At 74.2% G+C, this 26,202-nt stretch carries 27 protein-coding genes; 17 read left to right on the top strand and 10 right to left on the bottom strand.

Annotation, left to right across the window (positions count from 1 at the left end):
* Positions 1 to 187 precede the first annotated feature (187 nt).
* Positions 188 to 469, bottom strand: a complete 282-nt coding sequence (locus tag HCC30_RS27820) for a hypothetical protein (RefSeq protein ID WP_240979957.1) — start codon at positions 467 to 469, stop codon at positions 188 to 190.
* A 94-nt stretch (positions 470 to 563) separates the two neighbouring features.
* Between HCC30_RS27820 and HCC30_RS27815 the strand changes: the two genes are divergently transcribed.
* Complete coding sequence (locus tag HCC30_RS27815; protein WP_240979956.1) at positions 564 to 1,196, top strand: nitroreductase family protein; 633 nt, start codon at positions 564 to 566, stop codon at positions 1,194 to 1,196.
* A 103-nt stretch (positions 1,197 to 1,299) separates the two neighbouring features.
* Positions 1,300 to 2,166 carry a hypothetical protein gene (locus HCC30_RS27810; RefSeq protein WP_169445686.1) on the top strand — a complete coding sequence of 289 codons (867 nt, stop codon included), beginning with the start codon at positions 1,300 to 1,302 and terminating at the stop codon, positions 2,164 to 2,166.
* Between the two features lie 20 nt (positions 2,167 to 2,186).
* Here the strand turns inward: HCC30_RS27810 and HCC30_RS27805 are convergent, their stop codons facing one another.
* Positions 2,187 to 3,404, bottom strand: a complete 1,218-nt coding sequence (locus HCC30_RS27805) for an MFS transporter (RefSeq protein ID WP_169445685.1) — start codon at positions 3,402 to 3,404, stop codon at positions 2,187 to 2,189.
* A gap of 312 nt (positions 3,405 to 3,716) precedes the next feature.
* Here HCC30_RS27805 and HCC30_RS27800 point away from each other — a divergent pair, with 312 nt between their 5' ends.
* The 3 genes from HCC30_RS27800 to HCC30_RS29260 all read left to right on the top strand — a co-directional run bounded on the left by HCC30_RS27800 (position 3,717) and on the right by HCC30_RS29260 (position 6,893).
* Positions 3,717 to 4,526 carry a methyltransferase domain-containing protein gene (locus HCC30_RS27800; protein WP_169445684.1) on the top strand — a complete coding sequence of 270 codons (810 nt, stop codon included), beginning with the start codon at positions 3,717 to 3,719 and terminating at the stop codon, positions 4,524 to 4,526.
* A gap of 459 nt (positions 4,527 to 4,985) precedes the next feature.
* Positions 4,986 to 5,726 carry an IclR family transcriptional regulator gene (locus HCC30_RS27795; protein WP_169445683.1) on the top strand — a complete coding sequence of 247 codons (741 nt, stop codon included), beginning with the start codon at positions 4,986 to 4,988 and terminating at the stop codon, positions 5,724 to 5,726.
* A 189-nt stretch (positions 5,727 to 5,915) separates the two neighbouring features.
* Positions 5,916 to 6,893 (top strand): class I SAM-dependent methyltransferase, encoded by a 978-nt coding sequence (locus HCC30_RS29260; protein WP_169445682.1) that lies wholly within the window; start codon positions 5,916 to 5,918, stop codon positions 6,891 to 6,893.
* Positions 6,894 to 6,945: 52 nt separating this feature from the next.
* Here HCC30_RS29260 and HCC30_RS27785 read toward each other — a convergent pair whose 3' ends face one another.
* The 3 genes from HCC30_RS27785 to leuD form a co-directional block, all read right to left on the bottom strand.
* Positions 6,946 to 7,488: an Lrp/AsnC family transcriptional regulator gene (locus HCC30_RS27785; protein ID WP_346776839.1), complete on the bottom strand. Its 543-nt coding sequence runs from the start codon at positions 7,486 to 7,488 to the stop codon at positions 6,946 to 6,948.
* A 117-nt stretch (positions 7,489 to 7,605) separates the two neighbouring features.
* Complete coding sequence (locus HCC30_RS27780) at positions 7,606 to 8,625, bottom strand: EamA family transporter (RefSeq protein ID WP_169445681.1); 1,020 nt, start codon at positions 8,623 to 8,625, stop codon at positions 7,606 to 7,608.
* Positions 8,626 to 8,770: 145 nt separating this feature from the next.
* Positions 8,771 to 9,358, bottom strand: coding sequence for a 3-isopropylmalate dehydratase small subunit (gene leuD / locus HCC30_RS27775; RefSeq protein ID WP_169445680.1), 588 nt, complete (start codon positions 9,356 to 9,358; stop codon positions 8,771 to 8,773).
* Between the two features lie 198 nt (positions 9,359 to 9,556).
* On the opposite strand from leuD, the gene HCC30_RS27770 reads away from it, so the two are divergent.
* The 5 genes from HCC30_RS27770 (at position 9,557) to HCC30_RS27750 (ending at position 14,104) form a co-directional block, all read left to right on the top strand.
* The gene (locus tag HCC30_RS27770) at positions 9,557 to 9,799 is read left to right on the top strand and encodes a tautomerase family protein (protein WP_169445679.1); all 243 of its coding nucleotides are present in this window, start codon (positions 9,557 to 9,559) and stop codon (positions 9,797 to 9,799) included.
* Positions 9,800 to 9,809: 10 nt separating this feature from the next.
* The gene (locus HCC30_RS27765; RefSeq protein WP_169445678.1) at positions 9,810 to 11,408 is read left to right on the top strand and encodes a 2-isopropylmalate synthase; all 1,599 of its coding nucleotides are present in this window, start codon (positions 9,810 to 9,812) and stop codon (positions 11,406 to 11,408) included.
* Between the two features lie 48 nt (positions 11,409 to 11,456).
* Positions 11,457 to 11,630 (top strand): hypothetical protein, encoded by a 174-nt coding sequence (locus tag HCC30_RS27760; RefSeq protein WP_169445677.1) that lies wholly within the window; start codon positions 11,457 to 11,459, stop codon positions 11,628 to 11,630.
* Between the two features lie 123 nt (positions 11,631 to 11,753).
* Complete coding sequence (locus HCC30_RS27755; protein WP_169445676.1) at positions 11,754 to 12,791, top strand: ThiF family adenylyltransferase; 1,038 nt, start codon at positions 11,754 to 11,756, stop codon at positions 12,789 to 12,791.
* Positions 12,788 to 14,104: a hypothetical protein gene (locus tag HCC30_RS27750; protein ID WP_169445675.1), complete on the top strand. Its 1,317-nt coding sequence runs from the start codon at positions 12,788 to 12,790 to the stop codon at positions 14,102 to 14,104. Before HCC30_RS27755 ends, HCC30_RS27750 begins: the two co-directional genes overlap by 4 nt.
* A 55-nt stretch (positions 14,105 to 14,159) precedes the next feature.
* On the opposite strand, the gene HCC30_RS27745 is transcribed toward HCC30_RS27750, so the two are convergent.
* Positions 14,160 to 15,440: an MFS transporter gene (locus HCC30_RS27745; protein ID WP_169445674.1), complete on the bottom strand. Its 1,281-nt coding sequence runs from the start codon at positions 15,438 to 15,440 to the stop codon at positions 14,160 to 14,162.
* Positions 15,441 to 15,648: 208 nt separating this feature from the next.
* Here HCC30_RS27745 and HCC30_RS27740 point away from each other — a divergent pair, with 208 nt between their 5' ends.
* From HCC30_RS27740 to HCC30_RS27710, 7 genes are all read left to right on the top strand, one after another.
* The gene (locus HCC30_RS27740; protein ID WP_169445673.1) at positions 15,649 to 16,425 is read left to right on the top strand and encodes a fumarylacetoacetate hydrolase family protein; all 777 of its coding nucleotides are present in this window, start codon (positions 15,649 to 15,651) and stop codon (positions 16,423 to 16,425) included.
* A gap of 94 nt (positions 16,426 to 16,519) precedes the next feature.
* Positions 16,520 to 17,986: an aldehyde dehydrogenase gene (locus HCC30_RS27735; protein WP_169445672.1), complete on the top strand. Its 1,467-nt coding sequence runs from the start codon at positions 16,520 to 16,522 to the stop codon at positions 17,984 to 17,986.
* 89 nt (positions 17,987 to 18,075) lie between these two features.
* Complete coding sequence (locus HCC30_RS27730; protein ID WP_169445671.1) at positions 18,076 to 18,336, top strand: hypothetical protein; 261 nt, start codon at positions 18,076 to 18,078, stop codon at positions 18,334 to 18,336.
* Entirely contained in the window at positions 18,324 to 19,157 is an 834-nt protein-coding gene (locus HCC30_RS27725; RefSeq protein ID WP_169445670.1) for a hypothetical protein, read from the top strand. Before HCC30_RS27730 ends, HCC30_RS27725 begins: the two co-directional genes overlap by 13 nt.
* A 35-nt stretch (positions 19,158 to 19,192) precedes the next feature.
* On the top strand, positions 19,193 to 20,209 hold the full coding sequence (locus HCC30_RS27720) for an amidohydrolase family protein (RefSeq protein WP_169445669.1): 1,017 nt from the start codon (positions 19,193 to 19,195) through the stop codon (positions 20,207 to 20,209).
* Between the two features lie 155 nt (positions 20,210 to 20,364).
* Positions 20,365 to 21,150: a sugar phosphate isomerase/epimerase gene (locus tag HCC30_RS27715; protein WP_169445668.1), complete on the top strand. Its 786-nt coding sequence runs from the start codon at positions 20,365 to 20,367 to the stop codon at positions 21,148 to 21,150.
* The gene (locus HCC30_RS27710; protein ID WP_169445667.1) at positions 21,150 to 22,337 is read left to right on the top strand and encodes a 3-deoxy-7-phosphoheptulonate synthase; all 1,188 of its coding nucleotides are present in this window, start codon (positions 21,150 to 21,152) and stop codon (positions 22,335 to 22,337) included. Before HCC30_RS27715 ends, HCC30_RS27710 begins: the two co-directional genes overlap by 1 nt.
* Before the next feature lie 184 nt (positions 22,338 to 22,521).
* Here HCC30_RS27710 and HCC30_RS27705 read toward each other — a convergent pair whose 3' ends face one another.
* The 4 genes from HCC30_RS27705 to HCC30_RS27690 all read right to left on the bottom strand — a co-directional run bounded on the left by HCC30_RS27705 (position 22,522) and on the right by HCC30_RS27690 (position 26,039).
* On the bottom strand, positions 22,522 to 23,082 hold the full coding sequence (locus tag HCC30_RS27705; RefSeq protein WP_169445666.1) for a GNAT family N-acetyltransferase: 561 nt from the start codon (positions 23,080 to 23,082) through the stop codon (positions 22,522 to 22,524).
* A 73-nt stretch (positions 23,083 to 23,155) separates the two neighbouring features.
* Positions 23,156 to 24,442, bottom strand: coding sequence for a low temperature requirement protein A (locus HCC30_RS27700; protein WP_240979955.1), 1,287 nt, complete (start codon positions 24,440 to 24,442; stop codon positions 23,156 to 23,158).
* A 76-nt stretch (positions 24,443 to 24,518) separates the two neighbouring features.
* Positions 24,519 to 24,971, bottom strand: coding sequence for a VOC family protein (locus tag HCC30_RS27695; RefSeq protein ID WP_346776838.1), 453 nt, complete (start codon positions 24,969 to 24,971; stop codon positions 24,519 to 24,521).
* 120 nt (positions 24,972 to 25,091) lie between these two features.
* Positions 25,092 to 26,039 (bottom strand): GntR family transcriptional regulator, encoded by a 948-nt coding sequence (locus tag HCC30_RS27690; RefSeq protein WP_169445665.1) that lies wholly within the window; start codon positions 26,037 to 26,039, stop codon positions 25,092 to 25,094.
* Positions 26,040 to 26,202 lie beyond the last annotated feature (163 nt).

Genomic DNA, 26,202 nt, shown 5'->3' with positions numbered 1-26,202 from the left:
CCGCGCCGGTGGCTTGCCGCCATGCCGGAAGGGGAGCTGCGCGCCGCCTCGTGGACGCGGTGGCCGAACTGCGCGCCGTCGTCCTCCGGGACGACCCGGAGCGCCTCGGACGGTACGACGAGCGGCGGGTGCGCCGCCGCCTGCGAGTCCGTTGACGTCTTTCCGGTCCGCCGGCCCTCCCCGGCGCTCAGCCGGTGCCGGTCCGTGCGTGGTCCAGCAGGATCTCGGCCGCCGCGCGCGCGTGGCGGCCGTACTCCGGGTCGTCCAGCACCCTCGCGCGCGCCGCGGCGCCGTCCGCGAGGGTGACCAACTGCTCGGCGAGCGCGGCGGGTTCACGGCAGCCGAGCTCCGTGACCAGGTCCGTCACCAGCCGCAGCATCAGCAGTTTCCGGTCCCGCGCGCAGGAGTGCACCGCGCTGTCCGGGTCGGGGTACTCGGCCGCGGCGTCGAGGAACGGGCACCCGCGCACCGGGGCCCCCTCCGCCGCGTCCCTGCCGGGGAAGCCGTGCTCACCGTACTCATGGTAAATGCTCCCGTTTACCTATGTTCCCGAGGAGAGCCCCATGAGCCTGCCGGTCCCCACCGGACTGAGCGCCTGCGCCGAGAAGTTGATCCGCGGCCGCCACGCGACCCGGGCGTTCCGCCCCGACCCCGTACCCGAGGACACCCTGCGCGCGGTCTTCGCGCTCGCCGGGGCCGCGCCGTCCAACTCCAACGCGCAGCCGTGGCGGGTCGAGGTGGCGAGCGGCGCCCGGCGCGACCGGCTGGCCCGCGCCCTGCGGGCGGCCCACGAGGAGCGCCGCACCTCGGCCGACTTCCCCTGTTCCGAGGACATGTACGCGCCCGTCCATCACGAGCGGCGCGCCGCCTACGGCGCCGGACTGTACGGCGCCCTCGGCGTCGCCCCCGGCGACCACGCGGCCCGCGCCGCCTACGACGCGGAGAGCCTGGACTTCTACGGGGCGCCGCACGTCGCCTTCCTGTTCGCCACCGGGGACGGCGGGGCGCGGCTGGCCGCCGACGCCGGCGCGTACCTGCAGACGCTGCTGCTCGCCCTGACGGTGTACGGCGTGGACAGCTGCCCGCAGGGCCTGCTCACTTCTACGCCGACCCGGTCCGGGCCGAACTGGGCGTCACCGAGGGGAAGTTGCTCGTCGGCGTCTCCTTCGGTCACGCCGACGAAGCCGCGCCGGTGAACCGCGTGACGGCCGGCCGCGCCGCCCTCGATGCCACCACCACCTTCCACGCATGAGTGTCGACTCACTCGACATGTCGAGTGAGTCGACATAGTGTGCCCCTGTGACCGAACTCAACGAAGCAGCACGTGTCGCCGCCCTGTCCGAGCTCGTCGCCTGGGCCGCGCGCCGGGAGCGGTTCAGCGCGGACCGGGCCGCCGCCGTGGCCGCCGCCTGGCGCACCGGCACCCGCAACGTCGCCGAACTCGCCCGCCTCGCCCGGGTCAGCCGCGACACCGTCTACGCCGACCTCGCGGCCCGCGGCGTCGACCGGGACGCGCCCGCGGAGGAGACGCCCGCCGCCCCGGCGGCGGGCGAACCCCCGCTCCGGGCCGACACGGTGCGCCACCTCGCCGGCGTCGCCGACTCCGTCGTCCGGCCCGCCTACGCGCGCGCCCCGGACGACCCGCTCGTGGGCGTGGCACTCGCCGCGACGCGTGCCCTGGGGACGGTCGCCGACGTGCTGGAGCCGCCGTCCGGCCAGGGGCCAGGATGGACGCCCCGGGAGACGCTGCCCGGGCTGGCGGAGGAGGGCGAGAAGCTCGCGCGCCACAGCCGCCGGGCCCTGACCTCGCAGGCCGGACCGGACGAACTCGCCGCCGACACCGACAGCTACCGGCAGGCCGTCCTGCACGGCGGCCGGCACGCGGTGGCCGAGGGCGCGAGCCTCGCGCTCACCCTGCCGACGGGCGAGTCCGTCACCGTCCGGCTGGAGCGGGACGAGGCCGGCCGGACCCTGCTGACGAGCGACAGCCCCCTCGTGGCCGGTGACACCGACGCGCTCGACCACCTGGAGGCGGAGGCCGCGCTCCAGGCGCTGGCCCGCGTCGCCACCCGGCACCTCACGGACGCGGCCCGCGTCGGGCGCCGCAAGGACGCCGCGCCCGGCAACCGCCTGCGTACCCGCACGATCCCCGGCAACGAGGACTGAGTGCGCGGCGGCCCCGGCAACTACCCCTGCCGGGGCCGCAGTACGCCCGCGAGGAGGAGGACGAGCAGGCCGGCCAGGGGGACGACGAGCAGGCCGGTGCGGAGCCCGGCCGCGTCGGCGACCAGGCCGACGGCGGGCGGCGACAGCAGGAAGCCCATCCGCATCAGCCAGGAGACGGCCGCCAGCCCCGATCCGGGCTTCAGGCCCGGCAGTTCGTCGGCCTCGTGCATCGCCGCCGGGACCAGCGTGGCCACCCCGAACCCGGCCGCGGCGAAACCGAGCACCGTGCCGGGCACCGTGGGCACCGCCAGTGCCAGCCCCATGCCGCACGCGGTGATCAGGCCGCCCGCGCGGGCCACGGCACGCTGGCCGAACTGGTCGGTGAGCCGGTCGCCGAGCACGCGGCCGACGAACTGGGCGCCCACCAGGGCGATGTAGCCGGAGGCGGCCACCGTCACCGGGGCGTGCAGCGTGTCGGCGAGATAGAGCGTGGCCCAGGAACTGCCCGCGTCCTCGACCAGCGTCCCGGCCGTGGCGATCAGCACGAGCGCGGCCAGCACGTACGCGGTACGCCGCCCCGCCGCCGGACGCGGCGCACCGCCGGGCCCGGGGCCGTCAACCGGGGTGTCCCCGGCGGCTGTTGAGCCGTCCGTGTCCGGGCCCGGCAGGCAGAAGCGCAGGGCCGTGCAGGCGGCGGCCGCGCACAGGGCGGCCGCGAGGGCGAGGTGCTGCCCGCGGCTGAGGCCGAGGGCGATCGCGGCGGCGGCCATGGCGCCGCCGGTCACCGCGCCGATCGACCAGATGGCGTGGAACCCGTTGATGATCGAGCGTCCGTAGTGGCGCTGCACGCGCAGCCCGTGGGCGTTCTGCCCGACGTCGGTGACCGCGTCCATCGCCCCGGCCAGGAACAGCGCCGCCGCGAACAGCAGGACGGAGTCGGCCAGTCCGGCGGCGAGGATGCCCGCGCCGGTCAGCAGGGTCCCGGCGGCGGCGGTCCGCGCCGAGCCCAGCCGCCGGACGGTGAGGCCCGCCGCCAGCCCGGCCGCGACGGCGCCCGCGGGGAAGGCTGAGACGGCCAGCCCGTAGGCCGAGTTGTCGATCGCGAGATCCGCCTTGATCTGCGGAAACCTCGGCAGCAGATTGGCGAACAGGGCCCCGTTGGTGAAGAACAGCACGGCGACGGCCACCCGGGCCCGACGCTCGGCGGGGGAGGGCCGCCGCAGGACGTCAACGGTCATGCCGGGAGCCTAGAGCCGGAGCGTACGCACGTACACACGGCCTCGGAGGCCCGGCGGCATCCTGCTGGGCTACCGGGCCGAGTACGCGGAGGAGCTGCCCGAGGTGCGGCCCGACGTCGCCCGGGTCCTGGGCCGCCCGGCCCGCACCCCGGCCCGGTGGGCGGCGGGCCACGCGTACGAGCTGACGAACGGGACGGCGGGGCAGGCCGGTTGACCCCGGGCGCGGGGTGAGCGGCCGGACACCCCGCGTGACCGCACGGGCCCGCCGTCTCGCGCCGCGCCCGTCCCGGGCCCCGGTGGGATGATCGGGGCATGGCGCGGGACACGGGCGGTGACGGGTACCTGCTGGACAACCGGCAGGCCGAGGCGGGGGTGCGGATCAACGCGCTCGCGGAGCTCTTCGACCCCTCGACCTTCCGGCACTTCGAACGGGTCGGGGCCGGGGCCGGGTGGCGCTGCTGGGAGATCGGCGCCGGCGGGCCCACCGTCCCGGCCTGGCTGGCCCGACGCGTCGGCCCGGACGGGTACGTCGTCGCCACCGACATCGACACCTCCTGGCTCCCAGGCGCGCGCGGCTTCGAGGTGCTGCGCCACGACGTGGCCGCCGAAGAGCCCCCGCCGGGCGGGCCGTTCGACCTCGTCCACGCCCGGCTGGTGCTGGTCCACGTCGCCGACCGGGACCGGGCGCTGCGCACGATGGCCGCCGCGCTGCGCCCCGGCGGCTGGCTCGTCCTGGAGGACGCCGACCCCGAACTCCAGCCGCTGATCAGCCCCGACGAGTACGGCCCGGAGCAGGAGCTCGCCAACCGGCTGCGGCGCGGCTTCCGCACGCTGCTCCGGCAGCGCGGCGCCGACCTGGCGTACGGGCGCAGGCTGCCGCGGCTGCTGCGCGGCGCCGGGCTGGCCGATGTCGGGGCCGACGCCTACTTCCCGATCACCTCGCCCGCCTGCACCGTCCTGGAGGAGGCCACCGTCCACCAGGTCCAAGGCCGGCTCGTCGCCGAGGGGCTGGCCACCGAGGAGGAGATCGAACGCCATCTGGCGAATCTCGCCACCGGGGGCCTCGATCTGGCCACTTCGCCGATGATCTCGGCCTGGGGCCGCCGTCCGTCCGCCGCCTGACGGCGCACCCGGCCGCCCTCGCCCCGCGCGCACCGGCGCACGGCCGCCGTTCCGAAAAATCCTCCGGCCCTCCGGCGGCGCACCGCAACTTCCTTCGGCGCGGGGCCTGTTCACCCCTTCCGAACTGGGACGTTGTCTCACTGGGCGGTCCCGGGCGGGCTGTCCATACGCTGTCTCACTGTGCGGAACGCGGGTCGGACTCGGCGGAGGGCACGGGCTTTTGGCATATGTTCACCGGCTGCTGATATGAGCCCCGCACGGCCGAACTAACCACGGACCTGCCGGGGCGTCCGGGCGTGCGCGTTCGGACCCGGTGGCCCGGCGCCGGGCCTGATCTTATGTTCGCCAGTGCCGCGGTGCCGACCGCCCGCGATTCGTGCGCCTTCACCAGGGGACGAGTGCCCGTGCGAACCACGCCCGCCCCTGGGCGCGTAGCCACCTCAGAACGGGAGACCAGGGATGGCGGGCAACACGAAGCAGGCCGGTGCGTCGGTGACGAGCCGGGTGCTGGCAGTTCTGGAAACGTTCGACGTGACGCATCAGCAGCTGACCTTGACCGAGATCGCCAGGCGGGCCGAACTGCCCGTCGCCACCGTGCACCGCCTGCTCTCCGAACTGGAGAGGTGGCGCGCGGTGGAACGCGGCGCCGACGGCCGGTACCGCATCGGACTGCGCCTGTGGGAGGTCGGCAGCCTGGCCTCCGCCAGGATGCAGCTCCGCGAAGCGGCGATGCCCTACCTGCACGCCCTGCACGAGGCCACCAGAGCCCACGTCTTCATCGCCGTCGCCGACGGCGCCGACGCGGTGTACGTGGAACGCTTCGGGCCGCACCAGCTGCGCGCCGGCAGCCCCGAAGCACGGCGCCTGCGGCAGCCGTTGGACAGATCGGCCGCCGGGCTCGCGCTGCTCGCCTACCAGGGCGAGAGCCGCCGCCGCGGCCCCGCGCCCCGGAGCCAGCTGCTCGACGCGACCCTGCGCAAGGTGCGCCGGCAGGGCTACGCGGCCCTCACCGACCGTACCGACACCGGCCTGCAGACCATCGCCGTCCCCGTGCTCCGGCCGAGCGGCCGGGCCGAGGCCGCGCTCGGTCTGTCGGCCAGGGCCACGGCCGGCCTCGGCCAGTGGCGGGAGCCGCTGCTCTCGGCGGCCTCGGGAATGCAGCGCGTCCTCCTCGGGCGGGTGGACGACGAACCGGCGTGACCGGCTCCGGCGCCGGTTCGTCCGTGGCAGGCGGCGATGATGACGTCCCCGCGTGCCACGGCGGCGCCGCCCGCCACTCAGCGGAAGGAACCGCCCCGTGCTTCCGGTGAACGGAAGCACCCCGCACGGCGGCCCGCGTCCCTGCCGATGATGTCCCCGTCCCGGCCGTACGCACCCGAGGAGCCACTTGTGAACAGCCCCGCTGCCAACCGTCCCGCCTTCGACCTGATCCGCGGCCACGTCACGGCCTCCACCTTCGCCGCGCTCGACATGACGGGCTCCCTGGACCGGCTCGCCGAGCGGGGGCTGTCCGTCGAGGAGGCGGGCAGCAACCGGTTCCTTTCCGAGGGACTCTTCCGCTACCTGTCGCAGCGCGGCGTCCTTTACCTGGAGGGCGACCGCTACCACCTGACCGAGACCGGCCGCAGCCTGTACGAGGACCGCGGCTACCTGGTCTGGCTGGCCGGCGGCTACAGCGAGCCGCTGCGCCGCTTCGGCGACCTGCTGACCGGACAGGCCACCTACCGCAAGGAGGTGCTGCGGGACGGCAAATGGGTGGCCGTCGGCTCGGCGCTGCTCGGCAAGAAGGACGTGCAGCCCGAGGTCGTGAAGCTGATGAGCGACCTGGAGTTCAGCCGGGTCGCCGACATCGGCTGCGGCAACGCGCACTTCCTGATCACCCTGCACGACCAGCTGGGCTGCAGCGGACTGGGCGTCGACATCAGCCCGGAGGCGGTCGAGGAGGCCCGGCGCGAGATCGACGCCGCGGGCAAGTCCGCCCACATCGACACCGTGGTGGCGGACGGCAGCGACATCTCCTCCATCCAGGGCCTGGAGGACGTCGACCTGGCCGTCACCTTCTTCTTCCTGCACGAGGTCTACGAGAAGGGCTTCGACGCGCTCGTCGACTACCTGCGGCAGCTCGCCGCCCGCCTGCCCGCGGGCGCCCACGTGCTGACCGCCGAGGTCACCGCCACGCCCAGCTCGACCAGGACGGACGACGTCTTCGGCCCCGAATTCGCCCTGGTGCACTCGGTGATGGGCCAGTACCTGCTGGACGAGGACGGCTGGCGCCGGGCGTTCACCGAGGCCGGACTGACGGTCAAGGCCATGGTCCGCCCGGCGATGCCCGACGGACTGCTGGTCCTGGCGCAGAAGAACGCCTGACCGCGGCGGTGACGCACGGGCCCTCCGCCGGGAGGGCCCGTGCGCCCGTGCGTCAGGGCGCCTCGTGGCCGGGGCCCGGCGGGCGGGTGCGCGGGCGTCCGTCGCCGTCCCGGCGGCCGCCCGGGCCGTGCTTGCTGACCAGCGGCTGCACGACCCGGGTCTCCAGCTGCTCGTAGACGATCGAGGTGCGCACGTCGGCGACCTCCCGGCGTTCGGTCAGCTCGTCGATGATGAAGTCGTACAGCGAGTCGTTGTCCGGAACCGCCATGTGGATCAGGAAGTCGTCGCTGCCCGTGGTGACGAACAGCGCCACCACCTCGGGGCGCATCCGCGCCCACTCGCGGAACCCCTCCAGCACCGTGCGGGACGGCGGCCGGATGCGGACCGCGATCAGGGCCTGAGTGGGCCGGCCGATGGCCTCCAGGTCCACCTCGGCGGTGAACCCCTTGAGCACACCGCGGCGTTGCAGCGACCGGAGACGCTCCAGGGACGTGGACGGCGCGACCCCGGCGGCGGCGGCCAGCTCTCTGTTGGTCTGGCGCGCGTCCCGCTGTATCTCCCGGAGCAGGACACAGTCCACTTCGTCCAGTTGCACTCAGAACCCCCGAGGGTGCGTACGTCTGTTGACTCGGGGGTCAGGATGCCTCAGCGGGCTGTGAGGCAAAACGGAAGCCTTGGTTCACGGTGCCGACTTGGCCAACTCCAACTCGGCTCAACCTCGTTCGGCGGGCAGCCGTCCGGCACGCCGCCGCTCCCCGTGCGGGTCCGCCGGGCCGTCCGCTGTGCCGGTGCCGGGGAGGGTATCGGGAAGGGGTGCCCCCTTTTGCGCCCGCCCGAAGAAGCCCGCGGGCACGCTCACCGCTACCAGCCCGACCAGCAGCAGCGCCATACCGAATCCGGCCACGAGGGAGAGCTGTTCACCGAGCACGAGGAGGCCGAGTACGGCCGCCACCAGCGGTTCCGCGAGGCTGAGCGTCCCCGCCGTCCCGGCCGTCACCCGGCGCAGCCCCGTCACGAACAGCATGTAGGCGCCGGCGGTGGCGAACACGCCCAGCCAGAGCAGGAGTCCGGGCCCGGAGCCGGTGACCAGGCCGCCGGAGTCCCGCACCAGCGCCGGGACGAGCGCGAGGCCGCCGATCAGCAGCGTCGCCGCGACCGCGGCCGGCATGCTCGCGCCCTGGTCGGACAGCTGCTTCGCGGCGACGGTGTACAGGCCGTAACAGATGCCCGAGACGATGCCCAGGACCACGCCGCTGACGGCCACCTGCCCGCCGCCCGGCCCCAGCAGCAGCACGCAGCCGGCCACGGCCGCCGCGGTGCCCACCGCCCAGGCGGCGGTGAGGCGTTCACCGGTGACGAGCCGGGCGCAGAGCCCGGTGGCCACCGGCGCCACCCCGAGCGCCACCGCGGTGGCCAGCGCGGCGCCGGTACGGCTCACCGCGAACATGAACCCGGCCTGGTAGACGGCGGTCGCCAGCGCCGCCGCCACCACCCAGGGGCCCACCCGGCGGGTGCACAGCAGCCGCAGCCCGGAACGGGCGCCCGGCAGCAGCAGCGCCACCGCCGCCAGCACCGCTCCGCCGATGAGCAGGCGCACCGCGCCCAGGGACACGGGATCGGCTCCGGAGTCCGCCCACACCTGGACGGGGCCCACCGTCCCCCACAGACAGGCCGCCGCGAGGACCGGCAGGGTTCCGCCGTACAGGTGTGAGCGCGTGTGTGATTCGGTCATGCGGGCCGACAGTAGGCATCCGTTGCGGAAGTGTCGACGGACTCCGAACACCGTTCGGAATCGGCGGCCGCGGCACGCGCGCCGTCGAACCGCACCCCGCCCTCGGCGGCGGCGGGGGAACGAAGTGCGGTGCGCCCGGCGGGAGTTACGCGGTACGCGGCAGCCAGCGCGAACGGCGGTTCTCGTACGCGCTGATGTCCGTCTCGTGCCGCAGCGTGGCCCCGATCGCGTCCAGTCCGTTCAGCAGCCGGAACCGGCTGTGCGCGTCGAGCGTGAAGTCCACCCGCGCGTCCCCCGCGGTGACCGCGCACTCCTCCAGGTCGACCGTGAAGACCGTCTCCGGCGCCCGCTCGGCGATCTCCCAGAGCCGCTCCGTCTCCTCCTCGGTGATCCGCACCGGCAGCAGCCCGTTGCCGATCGCGTTGCCCTGGAAGATGTCGCTGAACGACGGGGCGAGCACCGCCCGGAACCCGTGGTCCATCAGCGCCCACACCGCGTGCTCCCGCGAGGAACCGATGCCGAAGCCCTCACCCGCGACCAGCACACTGCCCCGCGCGTACTCGGGACGCGCCAGCAGATAGCCGGGGTCGTCCCGCCACTCGGCGAACAGCGCGTCCGCGTACCCGGTGCGCCCGATGCGCTTGCAGAACTCGCCCGGAATGATCTGGTCGGTGTCCACATGGCGCCGCCGCAGCGGCACCGCCGTCCCCCGGTGCACGGTGAACTTCCGCATCTCGCACGCTCCTTGTCGTCTCCGGTGCACCGCGCGGCGCACCGCACCGAACCTAGGAGCGGACGGCCGGCGGAGCGGACGCTTTGCACTGAGTGAAAAGGCCCGGACCCCCGCCACCGGCCCCGTGCTCGAATGAGGTCCACCGAGCGGCAGTTGCCCGCCCGGCCCCTCCTTCCGCGACGACCGTGGAGCACGGACATGCCGCTGATCGAAGTCACCGTGGCCGAGGGCCGTTCCCAGGACCGCCTGCGTGCCCTGCTGGACGCCGTGCACCACGCGGCACGCGACGCGCTCGACGTGACGGACGACCAGATCCGGGTGCTGGTCCGCGAGGTCCCCGCACGCCTGTGGTCGGCGGGCGGGCGCACGCTCGCCGAGCGGAACGGGCCGGGACCCGGCACGCAGGACGGTCCGCCGAGTGAGCAGCCGACCCCAAGGTGAGGTGCCCAGTATGAGGAACGTCGCGATCCAGCGGCCCAGCGGTATGCCCGTCTCCCGGTACCGGGCCTACCCGACGCTCGACCTGCCCGACCGCACCTGGCCGGACACCGTCATCACCGCCGCGCCCCAGTGGTGCTCCGTCGACCTGCGGGACGGCAACCAGGCGCTCGCCGACCCCATGGACCCCGAGCGCAAGCTGCGGATGTTCCGCCTCCTGGTGGCCCTGGGCTACAAGCAGATCGAGATCGGCTACCCCACCGCCAGCCAGGCCGACTTCGACTTCTGCCGCAGCCTGGTCGACCGGGACCTCATCCCCGAGGACGTCGTCGTCCAGGTCGTCACCCCCTCGCGGGAGGACTTCATCGAGCGCACCTTCCAGGCCGTGGCGGGTGCCAGGAACGCGATCATCAACCTCTACAACTCGACGTCCGCGCTCCAGCGCAGGGTCGTCTTCCACCTCGACCGGGACGGGGTGCGGGACCTGGCCGTGGCCGGCGCCCGGCAGTGCGTGAAACAGGCCGAGGCGCTGCCCGGCACCGACTTCACCTTCCAGTACTCCGTGGAGTCCTACACCGGCACCGAACTGGACTTCTCCCTGGAGGTCTGCAACGCGGTCAACGACGTGTGGCAGCCCGGCCCGGACCGTCCCACCGTCATCAACCTCCCGGCCACGGTGGAGACCTCGACACCGAACGTGTACGCCGACTCGATCGAGTGGATGCACCGCAACCTGGACCGCCGCGACTCCCTGGTGCTGTCCGTGCACCCGCACAACGACCGGGGCTCCGGCATCGCCACCGCCGAACTCGGCGTCATGGCGGGCGCCGAGCGGATCGAGGGCTGCCTCTTCGGCAACGGCGAGCGCACCGGCAACGTCTGCCTCGTCACCCTGGCCCTGAACCTCTTCACCCAGGGCATCGACCCGATGATCGACCTCTCCGACATCGACGAGGTGAAACGGACCGTCGAGGAGTGCAACCGGCTCCCCGTCCACCCGCGCCACCCCTACGGCGGCGAACTGGTGCACACCGCCTTCTCCGGCACCCACCAGGACGCCATCAAGAAAGGCATGGAGGCCCTCGCCGAGGACGCCGGAACCGCCGGCGTCGCCCTGGAGAAGTACCCCTGGGAGGTCCCGTACCTCCCCGTCGACCCGAAGGACGTCGGACGCACCTACGAGGCCGTCGTCCGGGTCAACTCCCAGTCGGGCAAGGCCGGACCGGCGTACGTCCTCAAGGAGGCGCACGGCATCGACCTGCCCAGGGAGCTCCAGATCGAGTTCTCCCGGCACGTGCAGCGCCGCACCGACGAGGCCGGCGGCGAGGTCACCGCGGCCCACCTCCTGGAGCTCTTCGAGCAGGCGTACCTGGACCCCGCCGACGGCCGGTACGCGGCCGCGCCCGACGAGGCCACCGTCGTCGAGTCGCACACCCAGCCGTGGACCCGCGAGGGCCGCGCGCTGACCCTCGCCCACGCCCGCTGCGAGGCGGGCGGCCGCACGGTGTGGGCCGTCGGCCTCGGCGACACCCCTGACCAGGCCCTGGACACCGCGCGCCGCCGGGCGGCAGCCCGCGCCGCGCGCGAGCGGACAGCGGCCGGACCGCGGTAACACCGCAGGTCCCCCCGAGAGTTCGTGCCCCGCCGCCGCACGGCGGGCGTGGCAGCCCGGTCACGCGTCTCCCCGACCGGGCCGCGCGCCCCGCCGTGGCGCCCTGGCGGCCGGGCACGGACGGCCACAGCCACCGACACCCGGAGGGAGGTGTCCAGCATGAAGATCGAGCGCATCCACGAGGAGGGCCTCGTCAAGGAGTGGCACGCCAACGTCATCTGATGACGGGCACGTGCTGACGACCGTGGCGGGGAGCCGGCCCCGCGCCCTCCCCGCCACGGTACGCGCGCCGCCCGGGCGCACCACCCATCACCTCGACTCACCACACGAGAAGGAGACGCCCGGATGCGTCGACCCAGGGTCAAGGAGTTCCTCCGGATCTACCAGGTGGACGAGGAACCCCACCTGTACATCGGCATCGGGCCGGAGAAGTTCCGCATCACGGACCCGACCCCGGACATGGTGTCCTTCGTGCTCGACCTCGACGGCACCCGCACCCTGGAGGAGCTGCGCGCCGGCTACCCGGAGACCGACGAGTGGCTGGAGGTCCTCGGCTCCGAGGGCGTCCTGGACGACGCCGCGCACGTCCCCGACCTCGACGCCGACGACGTCCGCCGCTGGAGCCGCCAGATCAACCACCTGCGGCTGTACGACCACGACGACTGGAACGGCTACGAGGGCATGCGCCGGCTGCGCGAGGCCCGCGTCGTCATCATCGGCACCGGCGCCGGCGGCACCACCCTGCTCCGGCTGCTCAACGCGGCGGGCATCGGCACCCTGGAGGCCGTCGACTTCGACACCTTCGCCGAGGAGAACCTGCCCACCCACCCGACCTTCGACGAACAGGACGTCGGCGTCCACAAGCTGGAGGCCCTGGAGCGCCATCTCGCCCTGCAGAACTCCCGGTCGAGGTTCATCCAGCACCGGACGCGGATCGAGTCGGCCGACGACATCGTCAAACTCGTCGACGGCGCCGACTTCTTCTTCAACGCCTACGACCGGCCCCGCAACAAGGCCATCCGCTGGTCCAACGAGGCCAGCCTGCGCACCGGGGTGCCGTTCGGGCAGATCGGCATCACCAACAAGGGCGCCCGGGTCGGCCCGACGATGCTCCCCGGCCGCACCCCCTGCATGGAGTGCGTCGGCATCCGGGACCTGAAGGTGCTGCGTCCGGAGAAGTCCGGCAGCCTCACCGGAACGCTGGTGGCGATGGTCGCCGGCATCGCGGTGAACGAGGTCGTCGGCCTGGTCTCCGGCGCCAAGGACACCTCCCGCACGGCGGGCCAGAGCCTCTACGTCAACGCCGAGACGCTCACCTTCGACTTCACGCCCTTCTCCTTCCGCGACGGGTGCCCGTGCAGGGAAGGCCGGCCGCCGCAGTGACCTTCACGCAGGACGATCCCCCCGCCCCGGAGTCCCCGGCTCGCACGGGGACGGCGGAGTCGGGAGCCGCCGCCCTGGCCCGCTCCTGGGCGCCGACCGCGCTCGGCTCGTCCATGCTGGCCTGGGAGATCCCCCTGGTGGTGGCGATCGCGGCCCGGATGCCGGACGGCGCCGACGCGGTCGCCGCGCTGGGGGTCGGGCTGTCCGTCCTGTTCGTCGCCAACTCGCCCGCGCTGGCGATGGCCCCCCTCGTGGTGGCCGAGCTCGCCGGGCAGGGCTCGCGGGCCCTGCTCCGGTGGGCGGCGGCGACCGGACTGGCCGGCAGCGCGGCCCTGACGGCCTGCGCGGCCGTACCGGGCCTGCGGGAATTCCTCCCCCAACTCCTCGGGCTGCCCGGTGAGTTGCACGACGCCTTCCGGCTCAGCCTGCTCTCCTTCGCGACCGCCCCGCTGGCGGTGGCGCTCCGCCGCTACCTGCACGGCCGGCTGATCACCCGGGACACCACCCGGGCCATCGCCGTCTCCACCGGCGTACGGATCGCGGCCACCGGACTGGCGGGCCTCGTCGCCTGGTGGACGGGCGTCCCCGCGGCGGCCGCCGGCGGACTCGCGCTGTCCGCCGGTGCCTGGGCGGAGACCGCGGGGCTCCTCCTCGCCGTCCGCCGCCTCGCGCCCGTGCCGGCGGCCCGGGCGCGCGGGCTGCTCGTGCAGCACGCCAGGATCACCTCCAGCGTGCTGCTCAACATGAGCCCCGCGCTGGTCACCACCGTGGTCCTCACCCGCGCGGCCTCCGCCGAGGACTCGCTGGTGGTCTGGCCCGCGATCTACGGGCTCCTGTCCCTGGGCACCGTCCCGCTGTCCGACCTGGACACCGTCGGCGCCGCCTTCCTGCGCCGGTCCGGACGGCCGGGCACCCTCTCGCGCTTCACGTTCCTGCTCGCCGGCGGACTCCTCGGCGCGGGGCTGCTGGTGGCGCTCACCCCGCTCGCGCGCCTGTACCTGGTCGACTTCAGCCACGTGCCCGACGGCCCCGCCGGGCTCGGCCTGCGCTGGATCGCCCTGCTCGCCGTGGTGCCCGCACTGTGGGCGGTACGCGGACGGCTGCGGGCCAGGGCACTGGCCGAGGAGCGCACGCGCATCCTGCCGCGCGCCGCCCTCGCCCACCTGATCGGCATGATCGGCCTCGGCCTCCTCCTCGTCCGCACCCCCCTGCCCGGGGTGGCCTGCGCCTCCCTGGCCCTGATCGGCGCCCTGGTCATCGAGATGCTGGCGCTGCGGGGAGTCCGTACGGGCCGGCCGGGGCCCGGCACCTGAGCCCGCGCCGCAAGCCCTCTCCGGCCTCCCCGCCCGAACTCGCCCACCAGCGGGCTCAGTTCACCGGGGAGGCCGGTTCCGGCGTCTCCGCCGCCGTGGGCGCGACGCTGCGGGCCGGCAGCACGGCCAGGCAGACGAGGGTGGCCCCGAACAGCGCGGCCGAGCAGCCGATCAGGGTCGTGGTGTAGCTGCCCGTCAGGTCGTGCAGCAGCCCGGGCACGTAACTGCCCACGGCGGAGCCGAGCTGGTGCCCCATGGACAGGAACCCGAAGACCAGCCCGAGCGCGGCGGGCGGGAAGTGCCGGGTGGCGATGAGGTGCGTCGGGGTGACCGTCGCGAAGTCGACCAGGCCGAAGACCACGGCGAAGGCCACCAGCCAGCCGCCGTGCGGCGCCATGGCCAGCAGGATCAGGCTCAGCGTCCGCACGCCGTACAACACTGCCAGGATGCGGGCGCAGTTGTAGCGGTCGCTCAGCGGGCCCGAGGCCAGGATGCCGGTGATGTTGGCCGCGGCCAGCAGGCTCACGGTGGTGCCGGTCAGCGCCGTCGAGTTGCCGTGGTCGTGCGCGAGCGGCACCAGATGGGTGTCGATCAGCCCGGTCGTGGTCACCCCGCACACGAAGAACGGCGCCACCAGCGCCCAGAGCACCGGGGAGCGCAGCACCCGCCGCCCGGCCCCGCCGCCCCCGGCCGGCTCCTCCCCGGCCGGCGCGGGCGCGGGCCCGCCGTACGGTTCGAGGCCCTTCTCGGCCGGGGCCGAGCGCAGCAGCACGGCGATCAGCGGGCCCACCACCAGCATCAGCGCGGCACCCTCGACGGCGAGCGTGGTGCTCCAGCCGTACGCGTCGATCAGGGCCAGCGACAGCGGGACGAAGACGAACTGCCCGGCGCCGAAGCCCGATTCGACGAACGAGAAGGCCACGCCCCGCCGCGTGGTGAACCACTGGCTCACCACGAGCCCGGCCGTCACACCCGAGGCGGCGCTGAAGCCGAGCGAGGCGAGCAGCCCGTACAGCACGGCGAGCCAGGCCACGTCCGGCGCCTGCGAGGAGGCGACCAGGCCGAGCCCGGCGACGACGACACCGGCCGACAGCACCGCCCGCGCCCCGTACCGGTCGGAGAGCCGGCCGACGAGCGGCTGGGTGAGGCCGTAGATCACGAAGCTGGCCGTGCCGACCAGACTGATCGTGCCCCGGCTGACGTCGAGGTCGTCCTGCCAGGCGGGGACGAAGGCACCGAACGCGATGCGGGTGCCCTGCGCGGTGAGCAGTCCGAGCAGGACCAGGGCGAGCATCCCCCAGGCGGGATGGACGCGTACGGCGGGCCGGGACGTCATCGGTCTCCTCTCGCTGTGGAGTTGAGCGGTTCGAGCCGGTCGGCTCGTCTCTCATGCTGGGACCCCGAGATCGAATAGGACGCTCTGGTTCCGCTCAGTAGAAGGGTCCGTTCCACGACTCCCGGCCGCGCGGCAAGGATTCAGTCACCGAGGTCGGGCGACCGGCCGGACCCGACGGTGAGCAAGAGGGGTGACCACCGTGACAACCGTGCCGACCGACATCCACGCCATCGCCGCCGAGCTGCTCCGGGCCGAGGACCGGGGCGCCGAGACCGACCTGCTGACCTCCCGGCTGCCCGGCCTCGACGTGGAGACGGCGTACGACATCCAGGCCGAGACGCTGGCGCTGCGCAAGCGGCGCGGCGAGCGCGTCGTCGGCGTCAAGCTCGGGCTCACCTCGCCCGCCAAGCAGCGGCGGATGAACGTCGACGAACCGCTGGTGGCCTGGCTGACCGACCGGATGACGCTCGGCCCCGGCGCGAAGGTGCCGCTGGAGCCACTCATCCACCCGCGCGTCGAGCCGGAGATCGTCCTGGAGATCGGCGCCCCGCTGGCCGGCCCCGGTGTCACGGCCGGGCAGGCCCTGGAGTGCGTCAGCGCCGTACGGGCGGGCCTGGAGGTCATCGACAGCCGGTACCGCGACTACCGCTTCACCCTGCCCGACGTCATCGCCGACAACGCCTCCAGCGCCCACTACGCGCTCGCCGGGACGTCAACACCCCCCGGCGGCCTGGACCTTGTGGCCGAGCCCTGCCGGATGGAGAAGAACGGGCAGCCGGTCAGCGAGGGCGTCGGCGCCGACGTGCTGGGCGACCCGCTCCGGGCCCTGGTCTTCGCGGCCGAGCTGCTCGGACGCCGCGGCATCCGGATCGAACCCGGCTGGACCGTCCTCACCGGCGGCATCACCGACGCCGTCCCCGTCACCGCCGGGGACGAGGTCACCGCGTACTTCGGCACCCTCGGCGAGGTCACCGTCCGCACCTGACGGCCGCTTCCCCCGCCCCGGCCGTCAGCACCTCCGTACGCCCCGACTTCACCCGCCCGCACGGGCTCAGGAACCGCACGAGAAGGAGTCAGGCATGAGCAAGCCGTTCATCGGCCACGTGATCGACGGCAAGGAGGACGAGTCCGCCGACGGCCGCCGCTTCCCGACCGTCGACCCGTGGCGGCGCGGCGAGTGGGCCGAGGTGGCCGAGGGCGGCGCGGACGACGTCGAACGGGCCGTGACCTCCGCGCGCCGCGCCTTCACCGGCGGCGACTGGCCGCGCATGGGGTACGCCGAACGCGGCCGCGCGCTGCACGCCCTGGCCGGCCTGATCGAGGCGCACGCCGAGGAGCTGGCCGCCGCCGACAGCCGCGACATGGGCCGACCGCTCGGCCAGGCCCTGGCCAAGGACGTCACCCGGGCCGCCGCCAACTTCCGCTTCTTCGCCGACCACGCGCGGATCGCCGAGTCCCAGCACCTGCCCTCGGACCTCGGCTGCCACGTCTACACCCGCTTCGACCCGGCCGGGGTGGTCGCCGCCGTCTCCCCGTGGAACTTCCCGCTCATGCTGGAGAGCTGGAAGATCGCCCCGGCCCTCGCGCACGGCAACACCGTCGTGCTCAAACCGGCCGAGCAGAGCCCCGCCTCCGCGACGCTCCTCGCGAAGCTCGCCGCGGAGGCCGGGCTCCCCGCCGGCACCCTGAACGTCGTGCACGGCCACGGCCCCGGAGCGGCCGGGGAGTTCCTGGTCACCCACCCCGGCGTCGACCGGATCACCTTCACCGGCGAGTCGGCCACCGGCCGGGCCATCGCGCGCGGCGCCGCCTCGCATCTCACGCCCGTCAGCATGGAGTTGGGCGGCAAGGGCGCCAACGTCGTCTTCGCCGACGCCGACCTGGACCTCGCCGTGAGCTGGTCCGTGCAGGCCGCGTTCAGCAACGCGGGCCAGGTCTGCCTGGCCGGGAGCAGGCTGTTCGTCGAGCGGCCGGTGTACGAGGAGTTCCTCGCCCGCTTCACCGCGGCCGCCGAGCGGCTGACCGTCGGCGACCCGGCGGACCCGGCCACCGACATCGGCCCGCTCGCCTCCGCCGAGCACCACGCCAAGGTCACCTCGTACCTCGACGCGCTCGGCACCGGCGACGCCGGACAGGGCCGGATCGTCACCGGCGGCCGGTACGGGGAGGACACCTGGGCGGTACGGCCCACCGTGATCACCGACGCGGCGCCGGACGCGCCCGTGTGCCGGGAGGAGATCTTCGGCCCGCTCGTCGTCGTCACCCCCTTCGACCGGGAGGACGAGGCCGTCACGCTGGCCAACGACACCCCCTACGGCCTCAACGCGATGGTGTTCACCGAGAACCTCCGCCGCGCGCACCGCGTCTCCGCGGCGCTCAAGGGCGGCACCGTCTGGGTCAACTGCTTCTTCGTGCGGGACCTGCGGGCCCCGTTCGGCGGCGCGGGCCAGTCCGGGATCGGCCGCGAAGGCGGCGCGTACAGCAGGGAGTTCTTCACCGAGCCGAAGGCCGTGGTGATGAACGTCGGTATGTCCGAAGGGCATTGAGCGCGCCCGGCACCGGGCCGGGCGGCGCGCGCCCCGCATCCTCAGGAGAGGACGACAGACCAGTGAATCTGTACCGAGTCCAACGAGCCGTGTTCGACACCGTCCGCGGCACCCGCCCCGCGGCCTGCGCCTGCCCGCGCGGCACGGACGAGGCCGCCGGCGGGCGGCTGACCGAGAGCGAGGCCGCGCTCCTCGAACGGCAGGACCTGCGCGGCCTGTTCACCGCCGGCGTCCACCCCGTCCTCGTCAACGCCTACGCCCGCTCCATCGGCAAGGCACGCGACGAGTACCGGGAGATCCTGGCCGGCACCCTGACCACGAGCGAGCGGGAGGTCCGGTGGCGTCCCTGACCGCGGCCTTCGCCGCCTCCCACGCGCCCATGATGCTCGCCGCCGCCGACAGCGCCCCGGCGGCCCAGCACGACGCCTTCATGGCCGGGCTGCGGCAGGCCGCCGCGCGGGTGCGCGCCTCCGGCGCCGAGGCCGTGATCATCCTGTCCAACGAGCACTTCACCAACTTCTTCCTGGAGAACTTCCCCCAGACCTGCGTGGGCGTCGCCGAGGCCAACACCGGCCCCGCCGAACCCTGGCTCCCCATCCCCAGGCGTCCCGTCCCCGGCAGCCCCGCTCTCGCCCACGGCCTGTTGAGCGGCCTGCACGAGGCGGGCGCCACCCCCTCGTTCTCGGAGCATCTGACCCTGGACCACGGGATCATGACGCTCTACCACGCCGTCGACCCCGACGGACGGCTGCCGCTCGTCCCGCTGCTCCAGAACTGCGCGGTGCGGCCCATGCTGTCGCTGCGCCAGTGCTTCACCTTCGGGCAGCGGCTCCGCGCCGCGATCGACGCGTGCACCGCCGTCGACCGGGTCGCCCTGGTCGCGGCGGGCGGACTGTCGCACTGGGTCGGCAACGAACGGATCGGCGACATCGACGAGGACTTCGACCGCTGGTTCCTGACCAGGCTGGAGAAGAACTCCTTCGACGACGTCCTCGACATGGACGACGCCGAACTCGACCAGGCGGGCAACGGCGCCCACGAGATCCGCAGCTGGCTCACCCTCGCCGCGGCCGTCGACCGCCCCGCCCGCGTCCTGGCGTACGAGCCCATCCGCGCCTGGGTCACCGGCATGGGCGTCGCCGAGTACGACATGACGGGCGGCGGCCGGTGAGCGGCCCCGGCTGCCTGGGCCCCGCAACTCCCGGCGTGCACACGGCATTCGACATCCACGCGCACGCCATGCCGCTGCCCCTCCTGGAGCGGCTCGCCGCACGCGGCCTCGCCGACCTCGCCGCACTGCCCGAGGGTGTCCTGCGCCTGGACCACCGCATCTCCGGCCTCGCCGACGACCGCGCCCCGATCCCCTGCCCGCCCGAGCAGTACGACACCGCGGCCCGCCTGGCCCGGATGGACCGCGAACAGGTCGGCCGCCAGGCGGTCTCCCTGCCGCCGTTCCTCACCTGCGCCACGGCGGAGGACGAGGCCCTGGCGCTCGACGTGGTCCGCGCGGGCAACGACGCGCTGGCCGAGTTCACCGCCCGGGCACCCGACCGCCTCACCGCACTCGGCACCGCACCGGCCGGGTTCGAGGGCGCGGCCCGGGAGGCGGCCCGCTGCCTCGACGAACTGGGTACCCCCGGCATCGCCTGCGGCACCCAGGGGCGGCGGCGCGAACTCGACCACCCGGTCAACGAGGACCTGTGGGCCCTCCTCGCCGCACGCCGCACCTTCACCTTCGTCCACCCCTCGTCCGCGCCCGGGCTCGACCGCATGGGCGACCTCTGGCTGCCGCAACTGGCCGGATACCCCATGGAGACCGCGCTCGCCGCCTCCCGCCTGGTGCTCGGCGGGCTGCTCGACCGGCACGAGCTGACGCTCTGCCTCGCGCACGGCGGCGGCTGCCTGCCGTCGCTGCGCGGCCGGCTGACCCTCGGCTGGGAACGCAAGCCGCAGGCCCGCCGCTCCCGCGTCGCACCCGCCGAACGGATCGACGCCTTCTACTACGACACCGCCGTCTTCTCGGCCCCGCTGCTGCGCGAACTGGTCGACCGCGTCGGCGCCGACCACGTCCTGCTCGGCACCGACACCCCCTTCGACCTCGCCGACACCACCCCGCTGGCCACCGTGCGCGCCCTCGGCCTCGGCGCCCGCGCAACGGCGTCGATCCTGCACGGGAACGCCGAACGTGCCCTGGGCGCCCCCGCCCCGGCACCGGCCGCGTGAGCATCCCCGCCGGTACCTCCCGTCGACACGTCCTCGCACACCGACCGAAGGAGTACGTCACCGTGGAACGCGCATGTGACCCTGTGCCCACCCCCGCGGGAGGTGCCCTCACGGGCCTGCCGCGCCGGGCCGGGAACCTGACCGGACTGAGCGCCATGACCCTGCGCACCGCCGGCTTCGCCGCCCGGGCCGGCGCGGCGGCGAGCGCCGGCTTCGACGGCATCGGCCTGCGGATCGGCGACTACCGGGAGGCCAGGCGCCAGGGCTGGTCGGACCGGGACATGCAGGACCTCCTGGAGCGGCACGGACTCCGCGTCACCGAGGTGGAACTGCTCCGCTCCTGGTGGACCCGGCCCACCGCCGAGTCCGTCGCCGAGGAGGACGACGCCTTCCGCATCGCCCGCCTCTTCGGCGCGGAACGGGTCAACGCCGGTCTGCCCGACGGCACCGCCGAGACCGACCTCGTCCGTGAGTACGCCCGGCTCTGCGCCCGCGCCGAACGGGACGGTCTCCTGGTGCCCCTGGAGTTCATGCCGTACGGCGCCGTCACCTCGCTCGCGCAGGCGAACCGCATCGTCGAGGAGGCCGGAAGCCCCAACGGCGGCCTGCTGGTGGACACCTGGCACTGCCACCGCACCGGCGTGCGCCCGGCGGACCTGGCCGCGCTGCCGCCCGAGCGGGTCCTCTCGGTGCAGATCTGCGACGCCCCCGCCGCCCCGCACCAGGACCTGCGGCACGAGGCCAGGCACCTGCGGCTGCTGCCCGGCAGGGGAGCCGCCGACATCAGCGGCCTGCTCCGGGCCCTCGGCGGCTGCCCCCGGGTCACCGGGGTCAGCGTCGAGGTCATGTCCGACGCGCTCGACGCCCTGCCGCCCCACACCACCGCCGCCCTGGCCCGTTCGGCGGCGCAGGGCGTCCTCACGGAAAGCGACTGGATCTGATGGATGCCACCACCGTCCGCTCCGCGGACCCGTCCCTCGCACTCGCCCCGGGCCACGACGCCGTCGCAGCCCAGCAGCCCGACTGGTCCGGCCACCCGGACCTGCCGTTCTGCCGCGCCGAACTCCGCCGCTCCGCCGCGCTGGTCGACCCCGGACAGCTCACCGACCTGACCGCGAAGCTGGCCCGCGTCGCCGCGGGCGAGGCACACGTCTTCCAGGCCGGGGACTGCGCCGAGAGCCTGCACGAGTGCCAGCCCGCGCACGTCCGGGCCAAGCTGGACACCCTGGAACAGCTCGCCGACCTGATGATCATCCGCACCGGTACGGAGGTGCTCCAAGTCGGCCGCATCGGCGGCCAGTTCGGCAAACCGCGCTCCAACGACACCGAGACGCACGAGGGCCGGGAACTCCCGGTGTTCCGGGGGCACCTCGTCAACGGGGAGGAACCCACCGCGCAGGCCCGGCGCCCCGACCCGCACCGGCTGCTGCTCGCCCACCGGTCGGCCGCCGCCGTCACCGCCGAGGTGGAGCGCCGCCGGGCCGGGCTCGGCACCGGCCCGTGGACCAGCCACGAGGCCCTGGTCCTGGACTACGAGGCCCCGCTGGTCCGCACCGACGAGCGCACCGGAGCGGCCTTCCTCGGCTCCACCCACCTGCCGTGGATCGGCGAACGCACCCGCCAGGAGAACGGCGCGCACGTCCGGATGCTGTCCGGCGTGGCCAACCCCGTCGGCTGCAAGATCGGGCCCGGCGCCTCGCCCGCCGGCGTGGTCCGGCTGTGCCGGCTGCTCGACCCGGAACGCCGCGCGGGCAGGCTCGTCCTCATCGCCCGCATGGGACACGACCGGGTCGCCGACCGACTCCCGGACCTCGTACGGGCGGTGGCCGCGTCCGGGCACCGGCCCGTCTGGCTGCTGGACCCGATGCACGGCAACACCGTGCGCACCCGGCGCGGCCTCAAGACCCGGCACCTCACCGACATCACGGCCGAGGTGAACGCGGCCCGCCGGGTCCTGGAGGAGCGGCAGCAGCACCCCGGCGGCCTGCACCTGGAGGTCGCCGCCGACGAGGTCACCGAGTGCGTCGGCGGCCCCGTGGCCGAACGGGACCTGACCGTCCGCAACACCACCCTCTGCGACCCCCGGCTCAGCCCCGAACAGGCGGCGCTCCTGCTCGAGGCGTGGTGACCGCGGGCCCGCCCGGCCCGTGACGGCGCCTCCGCCGCGCATCCCGTCCCCCGGCACCGGGCGCCCCGTACGGTGCCGGGCCCGCGGCGGCCGAACACATGGGCGCCCGCGCGGTGTTGACCGGGACGGCCCCGCAACTCCACCGTCCGGCCGGGCTGCCGGGGCGCCACGGCCGACCGCGGGCCTACGCGCGCGGAACCGGACCGCACCGGCGCTCGTCGCGCGGCAGGCCGTACACCACGTTCCGGGAGAGGGGGCCGGGAGGGACGGCCGGGTCGGTGAAGTCGCGCGCGGGGTCGTGGCGCATGCCGAGGCGGCGCATCACGGCCTGCGAACGGAGGTTGCCGGCCGTGGTGACGGCGAGGATCTCCGGCAGCGCCAGGGCGGTGAAGCCGAAGTCCAGCGCGGCCCCGGCCGCCTCGGTCGCGTACCCGTGCCCCCAGGCCGCGCGCTTCAGCCGCCAGCCCGCCTCGACGCCCGTGAACGCCAGTCCGTCCTCGACCGGGTCGAGGCCCGTCATGCCGAGGAACTCGCCGGTGGCGCGGACCTCCAGCGCCCACCAGCCCCAGCCACGCGCCTCCAGGTCCCGCTGGAAGCGGGCGAGGGACTCCGCGCTCGCCTCCCGGTCCAGCACCCCGGGGAAGTGCTCCCGCACCTGCGGATCGGCGTTCATCTCCGCCCACTCGTCGAGGTCGTCCTCCCGCCACGCGCGGAGCCTGAGTCGCCTTGTCGTCAGCTCGCTCATCGCGGCAACCTAGCCCGGGACGCGGCGGCCGCGCGAGCGGATTCCCGGGCGGGGCACGGACCTTGACGGGGTCTCAGACCGTCCGCGCCCGGAGCTCGTCCAGCATGCGCCGCTGGTGGCGGTGGCCGACCGTCTCGTACCCGACGACGGTGACGAACGGGGCCAGCATCACCACCAGCAGGCACACCGCGAGCGCCACGCCCGCCGCGGCCAGCAGCACGGCGGCGGCCAGCACCAGCAGGGTCAGCGAGATCAGCAGCAGGTGGAACGGGTCGGGCGCGGACAGCAGCAGGGTGTGCAGCAGGTAGACCATCAGCAGGAACAGGCCGACGGGCACGGCCAGGGTGAACGTGACGGCGATGTCGCCGAGTTCGGAGTGGTGCTCCAGCCGCAGACCCGCCACGTGCAGCCCCGCGCCCGCGCCCGCGATGCCCATGAACAGCGGGATGTGCCCGTACCCGAACAGGTAGCCCCGGCGGCGCCGGTACGCCAGGATGTCGCCGAAGGGCGTCGCGAAGTACACCCACCACATGCCGAAGGTCAGTCCCACACCGGCGACGACGACGGCGACCGCCGTCCCGCTCCACCGCGTCCCGTCGGCGCCGCCGAGCAGATCGCCCGAGGAGGCGACGGTGCCGACCACGCCCTCCCCGAGGGTGATGATCGCGAACAGGCTGTACCGCTCCGCGACATGGTGCGGATGCCAGGGCGTGCCGCCCGCGCCGCCCTGGGTGAGGACCGGGACCAGCAGCTCCAGTGCCCCGAGCACGACCACACCGACGATCACGACGGCCAGCGGCAGGTGCACGAAGCCGATCACCACCCACCCGACCTGGACGAGCGCCGTCCAGCGGATGTTCGCCAGCCCCACGGCCCGGTACGGGTGCGCGGCCCGTGCCGCGCGCCACCACTGGAGCACCATCGCGACACGCATCACCACGTACCCGACGACCATCATCCGCAGTTCGAGGTGATCGGCCTCCTCGACGGAGTGGAACATCGCCGGGAGCCCGAGCGCGAACACCACGACGCCGATCATCGTCAGCATCATCATCGCCCGGTACAGCCAGTCGTCCGTGCCGAAGGCCGAGGCGAACCAGCTCACGCTGATCCAGGCGACGCTGATCGCGAACATCGCCAGCGCGAACGCGGCGACCGCGTGCCCCGGATGCCCCTCGGCGAGCATCTCGGCGAAGTACGTGGCGGCGGTGCCGACGGCCACCACGAAGGTCAGGTCGAACAGCAGCTCCAGCGGGGTGGCGGCACGTCCGGGCTCCTCGGGGTCGCGGCCGGTCATGGGCACCAGGCGGTGCGCGAGCGTGCGCCTGCCGGCGCCGCCCGGGTGATCGGGGTGGCTCATGCGCAGCATGATGCCGGACCCACGCCTCCCAGCCGCGGCCCTCCACCGACGGTGAGTCCCGCCGACGGGGTGGTGCTCAGCCGGACCCGGCGGGCGGGTCGGCGAGGTGGCCGTGCAGCATGCCGGTGGCCTGGCCGACCTCGATCAGGTAGCCGTCCGGGTCGCGGAGATAGCAGCGGATCTCGGCCTTGCGGTCGATCGGCGGGGTGAGGAACTCCGCGCCCAGCGCGCTCCATTGCTCGTGGACCCGCGCGATGTCGGCCACCCGGAGGTTGAGGAAACTCGTCGCCGTCCCCGGGTCCTCGGGCGGCCGCAGGGTGACGTCGGGCTTGTCGGGGGTCGGTCCGCCGCCGGGGTTCATGATGATCCAGCTGTTCGCCAGCCGGACGATGCACGGGTTCTCGGCGAGCACCACCTCGCCGCCGAGCACTTCGCTGTAGAAGGCGCGGGACCGGGCGACGTCCGCCACCGTCAGGAAGTGCGTGACCAGCATCCCGGTGTCGGGAGCCGGGAGGTCTTCTGGGTGCACGGTGCGGCCCTCCGTCGTCGGCGTACGTGCTCCCGTGAGCGGCGGGGCGTCGGGGGCGCCCCGCCGGGCTCACGGGCCGCCTCCCATGGTGGGCCGGGACCGCCCGGCCCGAAAGCCGGGTCAGGGCGTACGGGCCCGCCGGGGCGCGCTCACCCGGAGATCCCGTACGACGTCGCTGACCATGCGGATCGAGGCGGCGTCCAGCACGTTGCCGAACTCGATCACGCGGACGCGCCCCTCCAGCCGCTCCCGCAGCCCCGGCATCTCGCTCGGCACCACCACGAGGTCGACACCTCGGAGGTCCTCGTCGGCCGTGCCGGTCAGCACCTCGGTGGTGGTCACGCCGGCCTGGGTGAGGGAGTCGCGGATGCTCGCGGCCTGGTCCTCGGTGGAGTACCACAGGCCGACCGTGCGGTTCTTCGGCACCTGCGCGATCTGGAGCAGCGTCTGCACGTGCGGCGCGACCACGATCGCGATCACGTCCGTCGCCGGGCGCCGCAGCAGCCCCCGCACCTCGGCGAGGTGGAAGAACGTCGTCAGCACCAGATCGGGCCGCTCCTCCGCCGGGTCGAACTCGCCCAGGACGAGCGGCCTGACGCGGATGCCGACGTGCCGCGAGAGTTCGGCGGCGAAGTACGCGGCCCGGTCGGCGTTGCACTCGACGAAGGAGACCTCGGGCGAGCCGTCCCCCTCGCCGGCCACGAACCGGGTGACGAGCTCCTGGATCTCGGCCGGGGCCAGCCCGAGGTCCAGGCACTCGCGGGTGGCCGAGCCCAGGACCTCGCGGGCCCGGTCGCGCACCGCCGAGGCCGAGCGTGCCCGCTCGCCGCCGGTCACCACCATCCCGTTGCGGCCCCGCGCCTCCACCAGGCCCCGCTGCCGCAGCTCGCTGTAGGCGTGCGCCACGGTGTTGCGGTTGATGCCCAGGTTGTCGGCGAGCAGCCGGGAGCCCGGCAGCCGCTCGCCGTCGCGCAGGTGCCCCATCTCGATCATGAGCGTCAGCTGCGTGACGATCTGCCGGTAGATGGGGATGTCCGAGTGCTGGCTGACGCTGATGTCGGTGACCATGGCCCCCCGCTTCGCCGCTGTGTCCTAGCCGTCAGCGTAGACGACTAAGCCATAACCCGTATCCCCGGTCCCGTGCCCCGGTGCCGGGTTTTCCCGGTACTGCTTATGGCATACCCTCCTATGCCATAAGCAGCGGGCGGCGGTCCCGCCGGCACCGGAAGCC

Source organism: Streptomyces sp. HNM0574 (genome assembly GCF_012726235.1).
In the GTDB taxonomy this organism is placed as follows: domain Bacteria; phylum Actinomycetota; class Actinomycetes; order Streptomycetales; family Streptomycetaceae; genus Streptomyces.
This window is presented reverse-complemented; position numbering and strand designations above follow the sequence as displayed.

Excerpts from the sequence above, each read along its gene's own strand:
- leuD (WP_169445680.1), bottom strand. The coding sequence starts at position 9,358 with ATGCGGAAGTTCACCGTGCACCGGGGGACGGCGGTGCCGCTGCGGCGG.
- HCC30_RS27765 (WP_169445678.1), top strand. The coding sequence starts at position 9,810 with ATGAGGAACGTCGCGATCCAGCGGCCCAGCGGTATGCCCGTCTCCCGG.
- HCC30_RS27795 (WP_169445683.1), top strand. The coding sequence starts at position 4,986 with ATGGCGGGCAACACGAAGCAGGCCGGTGCGTCGGTGACGAGCCGGGTG.
- HCC30_RS27780 (WP_169445681.1), bottom strand. The coding sequence starts at position 8,625 with ATGACCGAATCACACACGCGCTCACACCTGTACGGCGGAACCCTGCCG.
- HCC30_RS27805 (WP_169445685.1), bottom strand. The coding sequence starts at position 3,404 with ATGACCGTTGACGTCCTGCGGCGGCCCTCCCCCGCCGAGCGTCGGGCC.
- HCC30_RS27715 (WP_169445668.1), top strand. The coding sequence starts at position 20,365 with ATGACCCTGCGCACCGCCGGCTTCGCCGCCCGGGCCGGCGCGGCGGCG.
- HCC30_RS27800 (WP_169445684.1), top strand. The coding sequence starts at position 3,717 with ATGGCGCGGGACACGGGCGGTGACGGGTACCTGCTGGACAACCGGCAG.
- HCC30_RS27690 (WP_169445665.1), bottom strand. The coding sequence starts at position 26,039 with ATGGTCACCGACATCAGCGTCAGCCAGCACTCGGACATCCCCATCTAC.
- HCC30_RS27815 (WP_240979956.1), top strand. The coding sequence starts at position 564 with ATGAGCCTGCCGGTCCCCACCGGACTGAGCGCCTGCGCCGAGAAGTTG.
- HCC30_RS27735 (WP_169445672.1), top strand. The coding sequence starts at position 16,520 with ATGAGCAAGCCGTTCATCGGCCACGTGATCGACGGCAAGGAGGACGAG.
- HCC30_RS27700 (WP_240979955.1), bottom strand. The coding sequence starts at position 24,442 with ATGAGCCACCCCGATCACCCGGGCGGCGCCGGCAGGCGCACGCTCGCG.
- HCC30_RS27705 (WP_169445666.1), bottom strand. The coding sequence starts at position 23,082 with ATGAGCGAGCTGACGACAAGGCGACTCAGGCTCCGCGCGTGGCGGGAG.
- HCC30_RS27755 (WP_169445676.1), top strand. The coding sequence starts at position 11,754 with ATGCGTCGACCCAGGGTCAAGGAGTTCCTCCGGATCTACCAGGTGGAC.
- HCC30_RS27745 (WP_169445674.1), bottom strand. The coding sequence starts at position 15,440 with ATGACGTCCCGGCCCGCCGTACGCGTCCATCCCGCCTGGGGGATGCTC.
- HCC30_RS27770 (WP_169445679.1), top strand. The coding sequence starts at position 9,557 with ATGCCGCTGATCGAAGTCACCGTGGCCGAGGGCCGTTCCCAGGACCGC.
- HCC30_RS27710 (WP_169445667.1), top strand. The coding sequence starts at position 21,150 with ATGGATGCCACCACCGTCCGCTCCGCGGACCCGTCCCTCGCACTCGCC.